Genomic DNA, 17335 nt, shown 5'->3' on the forward strand with positions numbered 1-17335 from the left:
CAACTGCATGATGCTAGAAGGATTTATAGGTTTAATAAAAGAATTAAAAGTGCGTAACGACGCCTTGTTTTACTTTGGTTTGTTCTGCTTACTACTTTCAGTACTTTGTATTGTATTAACTAAAACAACAGCAACACAAATTCACGGAGTAAATGCTTGGTTTAAACCTTTCAAATTTGCAGTCTCATTGGGATTGTACTCTTGGACTATGGCTTGGTACTGCCATTATCTATCAGATTTTAATACTTCCCCTTTTAGCTGGACAGTAATTATATTGTTTGGTTTTGAACTGTTGTATATTATTTTTCAAGCATCAAAAGGGCAATTATCGCATTACAATAGTAGCACACCAACCTATTCGCTGCTGTACTCACTAATGGGTTTAGTGGCCGCAGTGGTTACCTTGTACACTGCTTATATTGGATTGTTGTTTTTTACGCAGTCTTTCCCAAATTTACCATCCTATTATGTTTGGTCCATTCGTTTAGGAATTTTAATTTTTGTGGTTTTTTCATTCGAAGGAGGTTTAATGGGTTCTCGCATGAATCATAGTGTCGGGGCAATCAATGATAATTCGAATATGTGGCTCATTGGTTGGAGTAAAACGGTGGGCGATTTGAGAGTTTCTCACTTTATAGGCATGCATGCTTTACAGCTACTTCCGCTACTTTCCTTTTATATTTTTAAAAGCACCAAAGCAACAGTAGTTGTTTCAATTCTATATGGACTTCTTGCAGTGTCAACATTAGTACAGGCGTTAAATGGCAAACCGCTTATTACTGAAAAGAAAATAGAGGAACTGAAATAAAAGGGCATCAATTTTGTATAAAAGCAATATCAGTTTAGATTTAAACATTAAGCATTATAAAAGCATTTATCAAACTAACAATACATAATAAATTATACTATGAGACATTTTATAAGTTTAGCCATACTAATTAGCTTCTTTTCCTGTAAAAATTCAGAAAACGAAAATAATAGTACTCAGACGGAAACCAAATTAACTCAAAAAGAGACTAAGTTCGATTCGAAAACAAAAGAGATCAGCGTAGAAGAACAAATGCTAAAACTCAATTCAGAAGTGGAGAATACTATTATCTACTGCGAAAATGAAAAGTTCATTATAAAAATCGACAATCTCAAAAATGGAGATTTAAGATACAGCTCTTGGGATAAACCAAAATCAATCGCTGCCAAGCCAACCCTTGTCCTTTACGACGGAAAAGTTGAAAAACAAGGAACAAGTGGAGGATACCATTATATATTTAAAAGTGACAACTGGAGTTATATCATAGAAAATAAATTTGTGGGAGAAACTGCAGAAGCAACGGGCGTTTTTCTAAAGTTGATTAATAACGGGAAACAACAGGAATATTCTAAAATGATAAATTTGACTGTCGAAAAAGATTATGATCTGAAGTCTTACACGAAAAGCAATTTAATTGGAAATTGGTTTACACCACATAGTGCAGTAAGAAAAGTGAGCTTTTTCGATAATGGCACATTTATATTCGATGAGGGAGATGGAAAAAAAATTGAAGGAAAATTTAAATTAATTGAAAAATCAGTAACCCTAGATTTCGATAATGGAACTGTTAAAACATTGAAAATTGGAAGAGGAAGAGAAAATACAAGCTTAACTTTAGTTGGTGAAGGAGAGAATTTTTCTAAAGAAAGGAAGTGATAAAAATATTTTCATTGCTATCCGAAAGTTTTACTAAACCCTCAAAGAACATTTGTGATAGCCTACAAACAGGTTAATTTCAAAAAATTATCCTAAAAATAAGTCAGAACTAAATTCTAATTTGGGTTCTGACCTTATTTTTTTAGCTCCATTTCCAATTTCATTGCATACATAATCTAAACTTAAATAATAAACTAGACAGATTCTGATTTTTTCAACCAAATTAGTGAACGATTTTATCTTCTTTGCTATCGTTCTATTGATCAATTCTAGTAATAAATAACTTATCAAAGCAATATAAATTTGCGATTTAACCGCGTTTTCACTTGTACCTAAGAATGTTTTTATTTGCAGATTTTGTTTCATTGCTTTGAAAAACAGCTCGATATCCCATCGCTTTTTATACAAATCAGCAATCGTCCTTGCTGACCATTCTAAATTGTTGGTTATGATCTCAATAACCTTGTTTTCATCTTCTTTATAGACGTGAACTAATCGTAAATGCTCTTCGCTAATACCAATCTCTACCGCTTTATTGCTAATTAAAACTATAATTTCGTCTTTTAAAATATCCTCATCTTTCTTTTCAGGCAAGTCCAATTCTTGGACAGTTTTATACAATGTATTGGTCTTAATTCGAGTAACAAAAACATTTTGGGCTTGAATCCGATGTAACATCAATGTGAAATCAAAATAAGCCCTGTCTTCAATAACAATTGTTCCTTTTGGGAAAATTAACTGACCAATACCGTATCGGTCGTGCGTTTTTGCAGGGGTTATATTTACCAAGTCTGGAATCTGCAAATTGTCATCCCAACACGTGTGTATTTTTAAACCGCCTTTTGCTGTCCGAAACTTTGCCCAGTCAAACATATTTAAACATAGACTAATTGTGGTACTATCAATGAGTTTTATCGTTTGTTCTTTAATTTCGGCAAAACTACTACGTTGAGACTCACTTTTTAAAACTCTTTCGTAATGCGTTAAAACCTTGTAATACAAGGATTAAAATACTCTCCAATCCCGTTTTTTATTGCCGTCACTCATCGTGGATCTTGCGGGACTTTGGTTTAAACCTAAATCGTTAATAAAAGTCTCGCTAACCCCAATTCCAGTAGAAATATCGTTTAATGTGTAGCATTTATTTAGCTGTCCGTAAGTTAAAGCGACAAAATGGTCGTAAGTCTTGTATTTACTACATCCCTTGTCTGATTTGTGCTTTTTTGCACAAGATTCAATCATCCAACGAGGAACTAGGTCGATAATTTGTCGGATAACTAGTTTTTTAATATTTTTGTTTCGCCTGAAGAGTCCCATAAAATTATTTTATTTTTCGCAAAACAAAAATAAGGGAATCTCAGGCACTTTTTATTTTAGACTTTCGGATGGCAGTGTAAATAAACAATTTGATTAAACCGTCTCAATAGTATTTTGAGGCGGTTTTTTTGTTCGTCCTAATTACTACTATTCTACATCGCCATTGAAAAACATGGCTATTGGTTTTTTCTCAAGAACAGAAACACAAAATTTATAATCGAAATATATAGTAACATTCTTGCTTTGCACAGGCAAAATACCTAATAAAAGAACAAGCAATTTAACAGCGATAAAATTTATTCTTTTTATTATCACAAATCTTTATGCTAACTGATCAAGATCATTTTCAATTTCAAAGTATTTGCTCAACTTTGAAGGATGATCAACACTTACAACATCAGTTATACAAGTAGTAAAAAAAACGATTCGTAATAAGGTAGTTCGTAAATGAAAATTGGAAGAAGTAAAAATTAATTTATCATGGAAAAAATAAAAATGGATAGTTTAATAACAGTATTAGCCTATGTAGAAAAGTTAGGATTTACATCTCAATTTGAAGTAAATGGAGACCTATTAACTTCGCTTAAAACAAAGAAAAATTATAAGCCTAAGCAAATAAAAATAGTACATTTTTATCGCTTTGAAGGAGCGTCAAGGCAAGACGATAGTTCTATTATGTATGCAATTGAAACTGATGATAATGAAAAAGGGACCTTGGTAGATGGTTACGGAACTACTTCTGATAGCGCTACTGCTGATTTCATGCGTGTTGTAAATGAGATTCATAAATAACAAAACCAAAAAAATATAATACTTACTACTGCCTATAAGTTGGTTTGTTGCAAAATTCAATGGCTAATTTTTTAAAAGGTTTCTTTTACTTTTATTCTAAAATCACTATTTAATTTATCACTGCTATTCACATCCTCTTCTGTAAAATAACATTGCTTACAGTAATACAAAAGCGGTATTAAAATCTAATTGTAAAAATCAAAATTATTATGGTTTTAAAATGTGACTCTCATCACAAAATGACATGACCTAGGTCATTTTATAACATAATTCAGTAAAGTACTTTTACTACATGATACTGCAAGCTTGATACTATATAACAAATAAATGCATTTGGTCATGAGAAGAAATTTCACCTTTTAAGTCTGCTTTAAGGTCCTAACTGGAATGCATTTTTATAAAAAAATGTAGTGTTCTAAAAAAAAAGCCGCTTTGTATTTTATAAAAATCAATACTTAAAATAATGATAGCCTACCTCAAAAAAAATTTCTATGAAGCGGGCAAGCTCTCTATGTTTGCTGGAAGGTTCTTTCGGGAAATATTTACACGACCGTTTTATAGTAATGAATTTATTCGTCAGTGCTATGCAATAGGTTTTAAGTCATTGCCTTTAGTTTCCATTACAGGATTTATAATGGGATTAGTGCTTACTATTCAGTCTAGACCTACTATGACCAAATTTGGAGCCGAATCTTGGTTACCCAGTATGGTTTCGTTATCGTTAATTAGAGAAATTGCACCCGTAATTACAGCGCTTATTTGTGCTGGGAAGATAGCTTCCGGAATTGGTGCTGAACTTGGTTCTATGAAAGTAACTGAACAAATAGATGCTATGGAAGTTTCGGCTATAAACCCTTATAAATATTTAGTCAACACGCGTATACTTGCAACAACTATTATGATCCCAATTTTAGTATTCTATGCTGATTTCATTGGGATTTTTGGCGGTTACATTGGTTACAATGTACACGGGAGTTTGGGACTGTTCCGCTACTTTTCTGAAGTTATTGAACACCTTGATTTTTTGGATTTATTACCGGCTACGATAAAAACATTCTTTTTTGGATTCTTTATTGGACTAATAGGTTGCTATAAAGGTTTCAATGCTAAAAAAGGAACTGCTAGCGTAGGTATGGCTGCAAATTCGGCCGTGGTTTTATCATCGCTTATCATTTTTATTATCGATATGCTTGCCGTTCAAATAACTGATTTATTTTTCTAAAAGATGCAAAAAGAACCTGTCATAGTAATTAAAAACCTCCACAAGTCATTTGGTAAAAACAAAGTCTTGAGAGGCATTAATCTCACCGTAAATAAGGGAGAAGATCTAGTGATACTCGGTCGCTCTGGTTCTGGGAAATCAGTTACCATTAAATGCCTAGTTGGACTCATTGATGCTGATGAGGGAGAGTTAAACATTTTTGGGAATGATATTGCTAAAATGAACTATAAAGAACTAAATGCAATTCGGTTACGCATTGGATTCCTCTTTCAAAGTGGCGCCTTATATGACTCCATGTCGGTGAGAGATAACTTGGCTTTTACATTAAAACACCACACTCCTCATCTTAAAAATGAAGAAGTAGATGCACAAATTTTAGAAGTACTTGAAAACGTAGGCTTAGAAGAAGCTATTGATAGCATGCCATCAGAATTATCTGGCGGAATGGTGAAACGAATAGGTCTAGCAAGAACCCTCATTATAAAGCCTGAAATCATTTTATATGATGAGCCTACTGCGGGACTGGATACAATAACAGCAAGAGAAATTGATGAATTAATCTTATCTGTACAAAAAAAATACAAGACTACTTCCATCATCATTACGCATGATATTGCTTGCGCAAAAATGACAGGGAATCGCATTATGATTTTGAAAGATGGCGTAATTCATACTGAAGGTTCCTATGAAGAATTAGAAAACAGTGCTGATGATTGGGTACGTTCCTTTTTTAATTAAAAAACAGTAATAAAATTACCACCATGAAGAAAAGAAATTCAAACTATATCTGGAAATTAGGAATGTTCGTCATTATAGGACTCCTAGTCTTTTTTGCGACTTTATATTTTATTGGCAGCAGCCAAAACCTTTTTGGTTCTACATTCCAATTAAAAACAAAATTTAAAAATGTAAGCGGTCTTAAGGTAGATAACAACGTGCTACTCTCAGGTATAAATATAGGTTCTATTAAGGAAATCGAATTTATATCTGACTCTTCTGTTGTGGTCGTTATGGTTATCAAAAATGAAGTTCGACAATATATTAAAACCGACGCATTAGCGAGTATTGGTTCTGATGGGTTGATGGGAGACAAAGTGGTTACTATTTCTCCAGGAAATAAATCAGATAGAGTGGTTGAAGACGATAGCTATATTGCGTCAATCGAAGAGGTTGAACTACAGGATTTGATGTCAGGCCTTAAAAAAAGTATTGATAACGCTGAGGTTATTACAAAAGAGTTATCTGAATTTAGTTATAAAATTAATAATGGTGAAGGCATGTTATCAAAGATTTTGACAGATCCACAATTAGCCAAAAGTGTCCAAAAATCCATGCTAAATTTAGAAGAAGGATCCGATCAATTTGTACTTTTTACAAAAAAAATGAATGATAAAAACGGTACATTCTCCAAGCTCATGACCGACCCGTACTATACCAATAGCATCAAGAAATCATTGTCTGGTTTAGAAAAAAGCACCGCTGATATTAATACTTTCACCGCTACTCTTAATAACGGAAATGGAATTGTTTCTAAATTATTAACTGATGCAAAATTAGCAAAATCATTAGATTCTACCATGACTAACTTACAAACTGGTACCAAAAAATTAAACGAATTAGAAGAAGCAGCGAAGCATAATTTTCTTTTAAGAGGCTTTTTTAGAAAACAAGAAAAAGAAAAAAAGAAAATTGAGGACGCAAAATCAAATAAATAAAACTTCTTTATTAAAAATAAAACAACATGAAACACATCCTAATTTACATTCTTTTTATTGTAACAGCTGCATTAGTATTGCTTAACCGTTATACGTCACTCTATATCAATAGTTCCATCTTACACTTTATAGTGTTATTTATTGCTGCAGCAACATTTGTAATAATTATAGGCCACTTGTTTGGTAAATTACGAACTGATAAATCAATATTAATCACTTTTTTAATTATTGGAGGCATCACTTTAGGAAAGGCTTTTTTTACTTGGGAAGGAGATTGGAAAACACAGACAGTTATTTATAAAAATATTCAAAACGGAAACAAAACAATTGAGTTTCAACTGAAAGCCAGTAGGTTTGCTTTTGGGTATAGAGAGCGCGTAGTAGAACGCTTTAAAGTCGTACCACTTATAGATTGGACAACCGCTGTAGATACAACTACCTTAGATAAATCAACATGGAAAAAAGTAAATATCCATATAAACGAGATGAACTTACCTGATGTACCTGCTAAGCAGTAGTTTTCAATTTTCTAGCTAAGCTGTTTTAAATCAATTTTATAACTGATCTAGGTCATTTCGTTGTTCGTTATAAAGTTGGAAATTAGCTTTTATTATCAATTAAGTCTTATCTCAAAATAATCCTGATAATTACAAACTAAAAATAATATCATGAAAGCAAAATCTAAAAAAATGACGGGCGAAATTTCTGCCGCTCTTACTAATGCAATTCTAGCAAAGGCTGGCACTAAGAAAATAATAAAGAAAATTGATTCGGCAGCTAAAAAATTAGCAAAAAAAATCAATAAGGAGACTAAAGGAACAATCACCAAAATTAAAAAAAAGAGTGCTAAAAAAGTCAAGAAAGTCAAAAAGGAGTTAAAAAAAGAAATCCTGAAAAACGAACCCATTCTTGAAGGTGCAGTTCTTTAATAAAGCATTAGTAGACCTTAGCATCATTGTAGCTTGATAATCGAGGATGCATCATAGCAGTACAAAACAGAATCTTTGTTTTATACTCTAATGTAATTCTTGAATTTTCAATTTTAAGAAAAATGCTTTGGCAACAGCCAAAAACAGTTGTTTATGAAATCAGCATTTAGCAAGCAATCAACCTGATAACAGTATAAAAAAACGAACTGTACCACTACCCTATTATTAATTAATAAAAAATAAAATGGAACTACATAAAAACTTAGGCATTTGGATGGATCATGAAAAAGCATATTTAATTGATTTACATGATAAAGAAAACCTCCATACGATCGTTTCTAACTTTACTTTTGAGACTAAAGAAGCAGCTTTGAGTGACAGCGAAAAAGGAATGCACAACAAGCGTCAGCAAATGCATGAGGCGTATTACAAAGAAATTGCCAAAGCGATATCAAACTATGATCATGTGCTGTTATTTGGTCCTACCAATGCAAAAACAGAACTACATAATTTCTTAAATGAAGATTTACATTATAAGGATATTCAAATCGATATAGTACCAGCCGATAAAATGACTGATAACGAAAAAGATACTTTTGTGAGAAATCATTTTAAAAAATAGAGAAATACTAGTTTAAAATAGTATTAAAAAAACAAAAACCTCCAATCTCAATTGATTTTGGAGGTTTTTTGAAATAAATAGAAAAGATGACCAATGTCATTTTTTAGGTTTAAACATTACTTTATTTTTGTTATGCTTTATGAATTTAAACCAAATTATAAATTCTTTTTCTCTTAAGCCCATTATTACTTATAGCATAGTAATTTTAGGCTGTATTTTATTGGGGTTATTACTAAGGTGGGGGTTATTTTGGCTTCTTACATTTTCTAACACTAAGAAACCAACCGTTTTAAAAGCACAATTACTCAAGCATTTAAAAAAACCAGCTAAATTCCTGTTACCATTTCTATTTATCTACAGCTCTTTTAGTATTATTGGATTAGCATCTTACTGGCAAACAATCGTTGAAAGTTTAATCATTATCAACTTCTCATGGATATTGATTGCATTATTGAATGCAGCCGAAGAAATTGTACAACAAAAATTTACTGTTGATGGCTTCCATCAAGCCAAAGAAAGAAAAGTCTTGACGCAACTGCGCTTCATGAAAAGTTTTTCAATTATCATTATTATCACTATTGCCATTGCTGTTGTTTTATGGAATATTCCTGCAGCAAGAAAATTAGGCACAACCATACTAACTTCGGCAGGTGTAATTGGTATCATTGCGGGTGTTGCCGCCCAAAAATCAATTGCCAATCTTATTACGGGTTTTCAAATAGCCTTTACTCAGCCTATAAAAATTGATGATGAAGTTGTTATTCAAGGGGAGTTTGGTACTGTCGAAGATATCACACTTACCTATGTTGTGATCAAAACTTGGGATTGGAGGCGACTCGTTGTTCCTCTTAATTTTTTTAGTGACAACTCATTTGTAAACTGGACTTTTAGTTCTAGAGAATTAATTGGTAGTGTTTTTATTTCTGTAGATTATACTTTTCCTGTTGCTAAACTAAGAACAAAACTAATAGCACTTTTAAATGACAACCTGCTATGGGATAAAAAAGTTGGGGAACTATTAGTTACTAAAAGCGATGATCGAGCAATGGAATTGCGTTGTACGTTTAGTGCTAAAAACGCCTCAGATGTTTGGACCTTACGCTGTCAAATGAGAGAACAACTCATAGGTTTTATACAAGAAAACTATCCTGATTCTTTACCAAAATTAAGACAAGTAGACGAATTTAAAAAAAGTAAAAATGAGTGATAGCGCCAAAGAAAACCTGCTTTTTAAAAATATTTTTCACTCCTCTGTGGAAGGAATTTTAGTCATTGATGGCAATGGATTAATAATTAAAGCAAATCCAGCTGGTGAGCAAATGTTTGGTTACAGTTCACAAGAATTAATTCATGAAGATGTAGAGAATCTTATTCCTTCTCGCTTTAAAAACAACCACCATTCTCATAGAGCTAACTATAATTCAAAACCCAAGGCAAGACGCATGGGACATGATTTGGATTTATGGGGATTAAAAAAAGATGGTTCTCAATTTCAATTAGAAATAAGCTTGAGCCCTACAGAAATAGATAATAAAAAAGTAGTAATTGCTTTTATTATTGATGTTACAGAGCGTATGGCTGCAAAACATGCCTTAATCGTTAGTGAAAGCCGAATGGCTGAAGCCCAGCAAATTGCACATGTAGGTAACTGGTATTGGAACTTACAAACAAATGAACGAAGCTGGTCAAACGAGTTCTATAGAATTTACGGTCTTGAACCTGGTGATGTGCGACTCAATAAAGACACTTTAAGTAGTTTTATTCATCCAGATGAAAGAGAAAATACTTTAAAAATAGTGGCTCTTGCTATCAAAAATCAAACAGATTATCAATACGAAAAAACAATTATTAGACCCGATGGTTCTTTAAGAAATGTTTTAACCAAAGGGAAAATTGTATCTGATGCGAATAGTAATACAAAAGAAATGTATGGTACTATTCAAGATATTACTAAGCAAAAAAAAGCCGAAGAACAACTAAAAGATAGTGAAGAAAATTTACGGAATTACACCATTGAATTAAAAGAGAAAGTAACAGAACGCACTACTGAGCTCAATGCTATTGTTCAAAAATTAACCAAATTAAATGTAAATCTCAATAACCAAATTCATGTCACCAAAGAGGCCGAAAGAAAAGCCTTAAACAGCAAGCAATTGCTAGATAATGTTTCTCATAATTTCCCTAAAGGATTTATTGCCGTTGTTGATTCTAAATTGAGGATTGTATTTGTCGAAGGGGAAGAGGTTATAGCATTGGGTTTTGATAATTTGGTAAAAAACAAAACCGTACTTGGCGATGTTGTTGGTGTCTCAGATGAAATAAAGAAAATCTCCAGAGAAAAAATAGTAAAAACGCTTGAAGGGGAACATCTCTCCTATGAAATCGAATTTAGAGACAATCACTACCTAGTTAATACCACCCCATTGTACAATGAGAATAATACTATTGAACAAGTTTTATTAGTTTATAATAATATCACTTTGCAAAAGAAGGCTGAATTTGAAATGTTTAGTACCTTAAAAAAAGAACAAGAATTGAGCGAGTTAAAATCGCGTTTTATTTCTATGGCTTCGCATGAGTTTAGGACTCCTTTGAGCGCCATTTTATCTTCGGCTATTTTAATCGAAAAACAAAATGGTGTTGGAAAAGAAGCTAAAAGAATAAATTATGTGTCTAAAATAAGATCGAATGTGAAGAATTTGGTCGTAATTCTAAATGATTTTCTATCCCTGAGCAAACTACAAGAAGGAAAAATAATTGCTCAGCCTGTATTATTTGATTTGGTTACATTCACAAAATCATTACTCGAAGAATTAGAGGACATCAAAAAAAAGGGACAAATTATAAGGCTACAGTCTGAAAATTCAATAATTGAAGCTTTTTTAGATTTAAAATTAGTCAAGCATATCATTTATAATCTTGTTTCTAATGCTATAAAATATTCAGAAGAAAATAAAGAAATAATTATCAAAATAAAAAGTAATAATGAGCATGTAAACATTGAAATAATTGACCAAGGAATAGGAATTCCTATCGAAGATCAAAGCAATATATTTCAAAGGTTTTATCGTGCCAACAACGCTTCAAATATTCAAGGAACTGGTTTAGGTCTCAATATTGTGAAACAGTATACTGAATTAATGGGTGGTACTATTACTTTTAAAAGTGAATTAAAAGAAGGCGCTACTTTTTATATTGAATTTCCATTAGATACTAAAAAAAATGAGTAAAATACTTATAATTGAAGACAATCAGGACGTACGAGAAAATACTGCAGAAATTCTTGAACTAGAGAATTACGTTGTTATTACTGCCGAAAACGGTAAAATTGGTATTCAAAAAGCCCTAGAGCATATTCCTGATATTATTATCTGTGATATTATGATGCCTGAAATAGATGGGTATGGTGTATATGATGCTTTAAGCAAAAACACGATAACTGCTCCTATTCCCTTTATATTTCTCACCGCTAAATCTGGACAAGCAGAGATCAGAAAAGGGATGAATTTGGGTGTAGACGATTATCTAATCAAACCATTTGAAGAGGAAGATTTATTAGGAGCAATTGCATGTCGCATTAAGAAAAAGAAATTTTTAGATAAGGAATATTCAAAAAGTATTCATGGTGTAAGTGAGTTTCTTAATGAAGCATCTGCTTACTTAAACCTTGTGGAACTTTCTAAAAACCGAGTCTTAAAGAAATATAAAAATAAAGAAAATGTTTTTACAGAAGGTAGTGCTGCTCATCACTTATATTTTCTTGATAGTGGTAATGTAAAAACATACCGAACGACCGAAAACGGGAAAGAATTTGTGACGGGAATGTATGGACCGGGTGATTTTATTGGTCAGTTGTCTCTTCTTAATTCTACTGGCTCTTACATAGAAACAGCTAGCGCGCTAGGAGATGCTTCAATTTGTGCTATTCCAAGAGCCGATTTTGTACAACTCTTATATAGTAATAAAGAAGTCTCTAATAAATTTATAAATATGATCTCTAACAATGCAATTGGCTTGCAAGATCAATTAGTAAACATGGCATTTTCGACCGTACGTCAACGCACTGCCAAAGCACTATTAGACCTTGATGACAAAGGAATGATGAAGGATGAAAACCATAAGGGAATGTCTATTTGTAGAGAAGATTTTGCGGGACTTATTGGAACTGCTACTGAGACAGCTATTAGAATGTTGACGGAATTTAAAAACGAAGGACTGATTGCTGTAGAACCAAACAAAAGACTAGTTTTAAAAGATAAAAATAGATTAAAACAAATTGCAGAAAATTATTAATAAACTAATGTTCTAATTGTAAATTATTTTGGTTCTATACTACATTTATATAAAAAAAGGAACTAAGACAACCATTAGCCTTAGTTCCTTTAAAGATAGTAGTCCTACTTTATAATTGCTGCTCTTAATTAAGAACAACAAATAGCCAAAAACATTAATAACATAGCAATTACAAACAACTTCTACTACCTGCAAGATTTTCAATACCACAGTGAAAATCTATATTTTTAAACAACAATTTTCTTTCTTTATACCACAAAAATAATAACTGATTGCCATCTTCTAAATGACCTACATCAGTTTTATATTATTTTATGCTCTTGTTTCTAATGAACTTTTTCTTGAAATCATCTTATCTTAAGATAATGCTCCTATTTTACAGTTAAAATTTAAGTGAACAACCTAATCAATTTTAACAGACTGACCTGCGTCATTTTAGAAAAAAAATCAAGTACCTATCTTTACTATAAACTTATTAAAGTAATCACTCATGCAAACAAATATTTCTTATTATCAAGACAAAAAAGAGTTCCGTTTATTCGTAAGCAATACGTATCCGGATCTTATTAAACTAAAAAAAGAAGACGATAAACCTTCTTTTAATGCATTGGTGTTAAAAATAATGCCTGAAATAAAAAAGTATGTAAACGGGCAACTCAATATTGCAATTAAAAAAGGGCACTTCCCAAAAAACAAAATCAAAGCTGACGATATTATTGACCAACTTTTCATCGAAATCTATGATCACATTGATGAGGTAAAACAAGAGAAGGATTTTTATCTCTGGTTGTTTAAAAAAACCAATGAACTTCTAGAAGATAGCACTGTAGAAGAAGAGTTTGATGAATTATTCTTTAAAAACATAGATGATTATTCTAAGCCAGAATGGGATGCCATGCAAGAAAATTTTAGCACCGATGGAGATGGACATCTCTTGATGATAGAAGAACTTGATGATATTTCATATAACCATAACGACTATACTTTAAATCATGTATTTATAGAAGACAATCAAAAAGCGTTGATCGAAAAAATAGACAAAGAATTAAGTGCCGAAGAAATTCAAAATCACATTCAAATGGTACTCTACAATTTGCCTTATTCCATGCGCAATGTATTTGAATTGTTCGCTATTGAACAACTAGAATTAGAAGAAATTGCCAAAATTAGAAACAATACACGAAAAGAAGTTTCCCAACTTTTGAATGACGCTATAAAAGCATTACAGGCAAGTTTCCTTAAAAGATATGCTTAAATTCTAATGTTGATGGCTCAAGTCATAAAAAATATAGTGCAGCAGTATATAAAATCTCATTACATAATAATCTAGAAACTACAATCCATGGAACTATTACTATACAAGAGAAAATACAAAGTAAATAACAATATTCAAAATTTCATGCATTTTTACAATGCTAAAAATATGAAACATTTGGCTAGTGATTTATTAGATAAGGGATTATCGCCTGATCAAATTTCTAATGCATTTACAACAGCTATTAAAGTCGCAAATGTTTCAGGAATTGAAGTCGAAAAACATTTTATGCCTATTTATAGCGGCATTAATAACGAAATAATTCAAGATTGCAAACTGTCTGATTTAGGTTATGGTTTGGTATTAATGAACGCCGATTCCAATTTATCTACTGTCGGTGCAATCCAAATAGATATTTTAAAAGGATATCTTAAAAAACGTTCCTAACTCTTTAAATTAAAAGAGGATAAACAGCATTAAATCTGTTTATCCTCTTTTTTTACTTCAATTAGTACGCTTAAATTAAATAAACCTACTTCAAAAAATCAGGATTTTCATATGCTGGATTAGGGTATTTATAAAACCCCTCACCTGTAGCAACACCTAGTTTATTTTTATCAATAAAATGCTCTTTTAAGTATTTTACCGTTTTTATTTTTAACGCATCTTGTGTTTTCTCCGCTGCAATTACATTGACATTATATGCCGTTGTAATGCCTATAACATCAAGAATTCCAAAAGGTCCTACAGGTGCACCCGTTGCTTTTATCCATGTTTTATCTATCGTCTCCACATCAGCAACTTCGTTCACTAGCAAGTTAGTCGCAGCACTCAATAAAGGTACTAATAAAGAGTTAAGAATGTATCCAGGTTGTTCTTTAAGCACAGGCAAAGCGAGCATACCAATAGCCTTAGCAAAAAGCACGACATCTTTAAAAACGTTAGGATCTGTTCCGGCATGTCCCATGATTTCGGCAGTGTTGTGAATCCAAATCGTATTTGCAAAATGTAACGCCAAAAACTTTGCTGGTCTTCCTGTAGCGTCTGCAAAATCACTTGGTAAAAGCGTTGATGAATTGGGCTAATAAATTGTTTTTTCGGGAGCAACTTTGGCCAATTTATGGTAAAAATCAATTTTTATCGCTGGACTTTCTGGAACCGCTTCAATCAGTAAGTCGGCATTTGCAACTGCAGCTCCTAAATCTGCATTATAACTCAAGTTTTTAAAGGTTTGATCCAACTGTTCTTGTGTTGCCTTCAAATCTTTTTTATAGGATTCACTTAAGTCTTTGAATTTTGCTTTAGCTTTTTCTAATACAGCATCATTGATGTCATAAACGGTCACATTAAATCCATGAAATGCGGTTTGAAAAGCAATTTGGTATCCTAAAACACCACTTCCTGCTACGGTAATATTTTTATAAGTCATATCTATAAGTTTTAATTCTTTTCTATCGTGCTATATTTTTTTGTTCATTCTTAAGTAGCACGACGTTTTTCTTTACTAATTTCTTGTTTTTACAGGTAAATAGGATCGTATTCTACCTGTATTTCATTCTTTACATTAGTAATTCCTTCTGCCAAATAAGCCGCAATAAGTGCGTCATCTTTTTCTTTAATTGAGTTTACTTTACCTTGTAAGATTGCAGTATTGCCTTCAATAATGACTGTGATTTTTTTGGAATCAATGCTGGCGGAACGTTCAAAAGCTTTATTAATATTTTCCTTAATGTTAGTAGGTGTTACATTTTCAGAAGTTATGCTAATCGTATTGGTAATACTTTTAACACCATCAATATATTGTAAACATTTTTCGGATTCACTTTTTTGATAGGCCCACTTTACGCTACCTGATAAAAAAACATTTCCCTGTTCTACTTTTACACTAATTTCTTCTTGAGGCACAGATGCATTCCATTTTAAATCAGAATTAATTTTTTCAGTAAGGTCTTCATCACTAAAATTATTTTTGATTTTAACTTCAATTTCATCCACAACATCTATAACGCCAATTATTTTCTTTACGGCCTTTTTTGCAACTACTTTCTCAGCCAAATTACTAACAATACCTCTTAGCCAAACGACTCCTTCTTTAACCTCAACAATTAATTGTGTTTCATTGATAATTGGTTGCCAAGCTAATTCAGCGACTACATCTATTTTTATTTCTACATCTGTTCTCATCATTTATATTATTTAAATTATGAATAATTATAGAACAAATATATAACGACTATAAAGTACTAACACTGATCTACATCAAAGCATTGATAATTTATAAAACTTTAACAAAAGATGAAAATCATTGGACATTATTCTATTATCGAATATAAAACTAGCCTATCAAAAAACAAAAACCCAAACAGAGTAAATCCATTTGGGTAAAAAAAAATTAATTAGTAAGCATTAATACAGCCTTTTTAATTTAAATGAGAACGCAACATCCAAGCTGTTTTTTCATGTTGTTCCATTAATCCTGTGATATAATCGCTAATTCCATCAGCCTTCATTTTATCAGCAATGGGTTTTATCTCTTCTCTGATAAATACAATAATGCTTTCGTGATCTTGTAATAGCTCAGCAAAGATACTTTGGCTATCATTTTTACCCTTCGTTTCTTCCGTAAGATGCGTTAATTCTAAATATTTCTTCAAAGTGGCAGGTACATAATGACCTAACGCACGTATTTTTTCGGCTACGGTATCAACAGTTTCTTGTTGTTCTTGGTATAAGGTTTCTAAATATAAGTGTACAGAGTGAAAATCAGCTCCTTCAATATTCCAGTGGAAATTAAGTGTTTTTGAATACAATATAAATTCATCTGCCAATATCTTTGACAATTGGTCTGCGATTGCTTGTCTGTTTTCAGTTGAAATTCCGATGTTTGGAGTTTTCATTATTTTTCGTTTTAAATTTATAATTATTCAAAGGTATTACTGTTCTAAAACAATTAAAATGACCTAGATCAGTATCCCCTATTTTATATTTTTTTATAAAAACAACTACGCAAAACTTACCCTATAAATATTTCTCAGCTAACTACTATTGACGTATTCACCAAAGTTTTATTCTATTATTATAAAACACTCCCTTGCATTTAAAATTAAAATCGGCATAATTATCACTGTTTACGTTATTTCACATTGTCTTTAAAAAGATCTTTTAAAGCAGTACCTAATTCATCCATATCATGAGTGAACTCTCTCTCAAATTCTTGTTCCTTTTCTTTGGTTGATTGGAGTGTCTACCTTTGCTGAGACGAATTTATTGAGCCCATAAAATAGTATATTTGAATTATGGCAAAAGTTTATGAACAAGAATTTAAGGTTATGTTGGTTGAACTATTAAATTCGGGACGAAAAGTACAGGAAGTAAGTGATGAGTATGGCTTGAATGGCAATATGCTGCGTCGTTGGAGACGTGAATATGAAGCTAAATCAGGTGATTTCTCTAAGAAGCGAGACGTCTCGCCAGAGGAACAAGAACTTAAGGCATTGAGGAAGGAA

Annotated in this window: 17 protein-coding genes and 2 pseudogenes; 15 read left to right on the forward strand and 4 right to left on the reverse strand. The window is 31.9% G+C overall.

What is annotated here, in order from left to right; translation table 11 throughout:
• The first annotated feature begins 7 nt into the window (after nucleotides 1-7).
• Entirely contained in the window at nucleotides 8-808 is an 801-nt protein-coding gene (locus tag H602_RS0108435) for a hypothetical protein (RefSeq protein ID WP_245574935.1), read from the forward strand.
• Between the two features lie 99 nt (nucleotides 809-907).
• Nucleotides 908-1684 carry a hypothetical protein gene (locus H602_RS0108440; RefSeq protein ID WP_026977620.1) on the forward strand — a complete coding sequence of 259 codons (777 nt, stop codon included), beginning with the start codon at nucleotides 908-910 and terminating at the stop codon, nucleotides 1682-1684.
• An 87-nt stretch (nucleotides 1685-1771) separates the two neighbouring features.
• Here the strand turns inward: H602_RS0108440 and H602_RS18450 are convergent.
• Nucleotides 1772-3001 (reverse strand): annotated as a pseudogene (locus H602_RS18450) (IS4 family transposase).
• A gap of 480 nt (nucleotides 3002-3481) precedes the next feature.
• On the opposite strand from H602_RS18450, the gene H602_RS0108455 reads away from it, so the two are divergent.
• From H602_RS0108455 to H602_RS0108510, 12 genes are all read left to right on the forward strand, one after another.
• Complete coding sequence (locus H602_RS0108455; RefSeq protein WP_051224300.1) at nucleotides 3482-3793, forward strand: hypothetical protein; 312 nt, start codon at nucleotides 3482-3484, stop codon at nucleotides 3791-3793.
• A 463-nt stretch (nucleotides 3794-4256) separates the two neighbouring features.
• Nucleotides 4257-5015 carry an MlaE family ABC transporter permease gene (locus tag H602_RS0108460; protein WP_026977624.1) on the forward strand — a complete coding sequence of 253 codons (759 nt, stop codon included), beginning with the start codon at nucleotides 4257-4259 and terminating at the stop codon, nucleotides 5013-5015.
• Nucleotides 5016-5018: 3 nt separating this feature from the next.
• Nucleotides 5019-5753, forward strand: coding sequence for an ABC transporter ATP-binding protein (locus H602_RS0108465; protein ID WP_026977625.1), 735 nt, complete (start codon nucleotides 5019-5021; stop codon nucleotides 5751-5753).
• A 23-nt stretch (nucleotides 5754-5776) separates the two neighbouring features.
• Nucleotides 5777-6730, forward strand: coding sequence for an MlaD family protein (locus tag H602_RS19335; protein WP_051224303.1), 954 nt, complete (start codon nucleotides 5777-5779; stop codon nucleotides 6728-6730).
• Between the two features lie 26 nt (nucleotides 6731-6756).
• Complete coding sequence (locus H602_RS0108475) at nucleotides 6757-7248, forward strand: hypothetical protein (RefSeq protein ID WP_026977626.1); 492 nt, start codon at nucleotides 6757-6759, stop codon at nucleotides 7246-7248.
• Between the two features lie 150 nt (nucleotides 7249-7398).
• Complete coding sequence (locus H602_RS18465) at nucleotides 7399-7659, forward strand: hypothetical protein (RefSeq protein WP_051224306.1); 261 nt, start codon at nucleotides 7399-7401, stop codon at nucleotides 7657-7659.
• Between the two features lie 244 nt (nucleotides 7660-7903).
• Nucleotides 7904-8281 carry a hypothetical protein gene (locus H602_RS0108485; protein ID WP_026977627.1) on the forward strand — a complete coding sequence of 126 codons (378 nt, stop codon included), beginning with the start codon at nucleotides 7904-7906 and terminating at the stop codon, nucleotides 8279-8281.
• Nucleotides 8282-8420: 139 nt separating this feature from the next.
• Nucleotides 8421-9488 (forward strand): mechanosensitive ion channel family protein, encoded by a 1068-nt coding sequence (locus tag H602_RS0108490; protein ID WP_035759224.1) that lies wholly within the window; start codon nucleotides 8421-8423, stop codon nucleotides 9486-9488.
• Nucleotides 9481-11511, forward strand: a complete 2031-nt coding sequence (locus H602_RS19340) for a sensor histidine kinase (RefSeq protein ID WP_051224308.1) — start codon at nucleotides 9481-9483, stop codon at nucleotides 11509-11511. The genes H602_RS0108490 and H602_RS19340 overlap by 8 nt, the downstream gene beginning before the upstream one ends.
• Complete coding sequence (locus H602_RS0108500; RefSeq protein ID WP_026977629.1) at nucleotides 11504-12574, forward strand: response regulator; 1071 nt, start codon at nucleotides 11504-11506, stop codon at nucleotides 12572-12574. The genes H602_RS19340 and H602_RS0108500 overlap by 8 nt, the downstream gene beginning before the upstream one ends.
• A gap of 490 nt (nucleotides 12575-13064) precedes the next feature.
• Nucleotides 13065-13829 (forward strand): sigma-70 family RNA polymerase sigma factor, encoded by a 765-nt coding sequence (locus tag H602_RS0108505; RefSeq protein WP_026977630.1) that lies wholly within the window; start codon nucleotides 13065-13067, stop codon nucleotides 13827-13829.
• Nucleotides 13830-13916: 87 nt separating this feature from the next.
• A complete protein-coding gene (locus H602_RS0108510; RefSeq protein WP_026977631.1) occupies nucleotides 13917-14276 on the forward strand; it encodes a hypothetical protein in 360 nt (119 codons plus the stop codon).
• Between the two features lie 85 nt (nucleotides 14277-14361).
• Here H602_RS0108510 and H602_RS18475 read toward each other — a convergent pair.
• The 3 genes and pseudogenes from H602_RS18475 to H602_RS0108525 all read right to left on the reverse strand — a co-directional run bounded on the left by H602_RS18475 (nucleotide 14362) and on the right by H602_RS0108525 (nucleotide 16726).
• Nucleotides 14362-15258, reverse strand: a pseudogene (locus tag H602_RS18475) (3-hydroxyacyl-CoA dehydrogenase).
• Between the two features lie 89 nt (nucleotides 15259-15347).
• Entirely contained in the window at nucleotides 15348-16016 is a 669-nt protein-coding gene (locus H602_RS0108520) for a BON domain-containing protein (RefSeq protein WP_084404227.1), read from the reverse strand.
• 233 nt (nucleotides 16017-16249) lie between these two features.
• Nucleotides 16250-16726, reverse strand: a complete 477-nt coding sequence (locus tag H602_RS0108525; RefSeq protein ID WP_026977633.1) for a Dps family protein — start codon at nucleotides 16724-16726, stop codon at nucleotides 16250-16252.
• Between the two features lie 399 nt (nucleotides 16727-17125).
• On the opposite strand from H602_RS0108525, the gene H602_RS18480 reads away from it, so the two are divergent.
• Nucleotides 17126-17335, forward strand: a 210-nt coding sequence (locus tag H602_RS18480; RefSeq protein ID WP_035759226.1) for a transposase, incomplete at its 3' end; no start/stop codon positions are given.

Source organism: Flavobacterium tegetincola DSM 22377, from assembly GCF_000425485.1.
GTDB classification, from domain to species: Bacteria; Bacteroidota; Bacteroidia; order Flavobacteriales; family Flavobacteriaceae; genus Flavobacterium; species Flavobacterium tegetincola.

Coding starts and splice junctions, on each gene's coding strand:
- H602_RS0108435 (WP_245574935.1), top strand. CDS start 8: ATGATGCTAGAAGGATTTATAGGTTTAATAAAAGAATTAAAAGTGCGT.
- H602_RS0108440 (WP_026977620.1), top strand. CDS start 908: ATGAGACATTTTATAAGTTTAGCCATACTAATTAGCTTCTTTTCCTGT.
- H602_RS0108455 (WP_051224300.1), top strand. CDS start 3,482: ATGGAAAAAATAAAAATGGATAGTTTAATAACAGTATTAGCCTATGTA.
- H602_RS0108460 (WP_026977624.1), top strand. CDS start 4,257: ATGATAGCCTACCTCAAAAAAAATTTCTATGAAGCGGGCAAGCTCTCT.
- H602_RS0108465 (WP_026977625.1), top strand. CDS start 5,019: ATGCAAAAAGAACCTGTCATAGTAATTAAAAACCTCCACAAGTCATTT.
- H602_RS19335 (WP_051224303.1), top strand. CDS start 5,777: ATGAAGAAAAGAAATTCAAACTATATCTGGAAATTAGGAATGTTCGTC.
- H602_RS0108475 (WP_026977626.1), top strand. CDS start 6,757: ATGAAACACATCCTAATTTACATTCTTTTTATTGTAACAGCTGCATTA.
- H602_RS18465 (WP_051224306.1), top strand. CDS start 7,399: ATGAAAGCAAAATCTAAAAAAATGACGGGCGAAATTTCTGCCGCTCTT.
- H602_RS0108485 (WP_026977627.1), top strand. CDS start 7,904: ATGGAACTACATAAAAACTTAGGCATTTGGATGGATCATGAAAAAGCA.
- H602_RS0108490 (WP_035759224.1), top strand. CDS start 8,421: ATGAATTTAAACCAAATTATAAATTCTTTTTCTCTTAAGCCCATTATT.
- H602_RS19340 (WP_051224308.1), top strand. CDS start 9,481: ATGAGTGATAGCGCCAAAGAAAACCTGCTTTTTAAAAATATTTTTCAC.
- H602_RS0108500 (WP_026977629.1), top strand. CDS start 11,504: ATGAGTAAAATACTTATAATTGAAGACAATCAGGACGTACGAGAAAAT.
- H602_RS0108505 (WP_026977630.1), top strand. CDS start 13,065: ATGCAAACAAATATTTCTTATTATCAAGACAAAAAAGAGTTCCGTTTA.
- H602_RS0108510 (WP_026977631.1), top strand. CDS start 13,917: ATGGAACTATTACTATACAAGAGAAAATACAAAGTAAATAACAATATT.
- H602_RS0108520 (WP_084404227.1), bottom strand. CDS start 16,016: ATGATGAGAACAGATGTAGAAATAAAAATAGATGTAGTCGCTGAATTA.
- H602_RS0108525 (WP_026977633.1), bottom strand. CDS start 16,726: ATGAAAACTCCAAACATCGGAATTTCAACTGAAAACAGACAAGCAATC.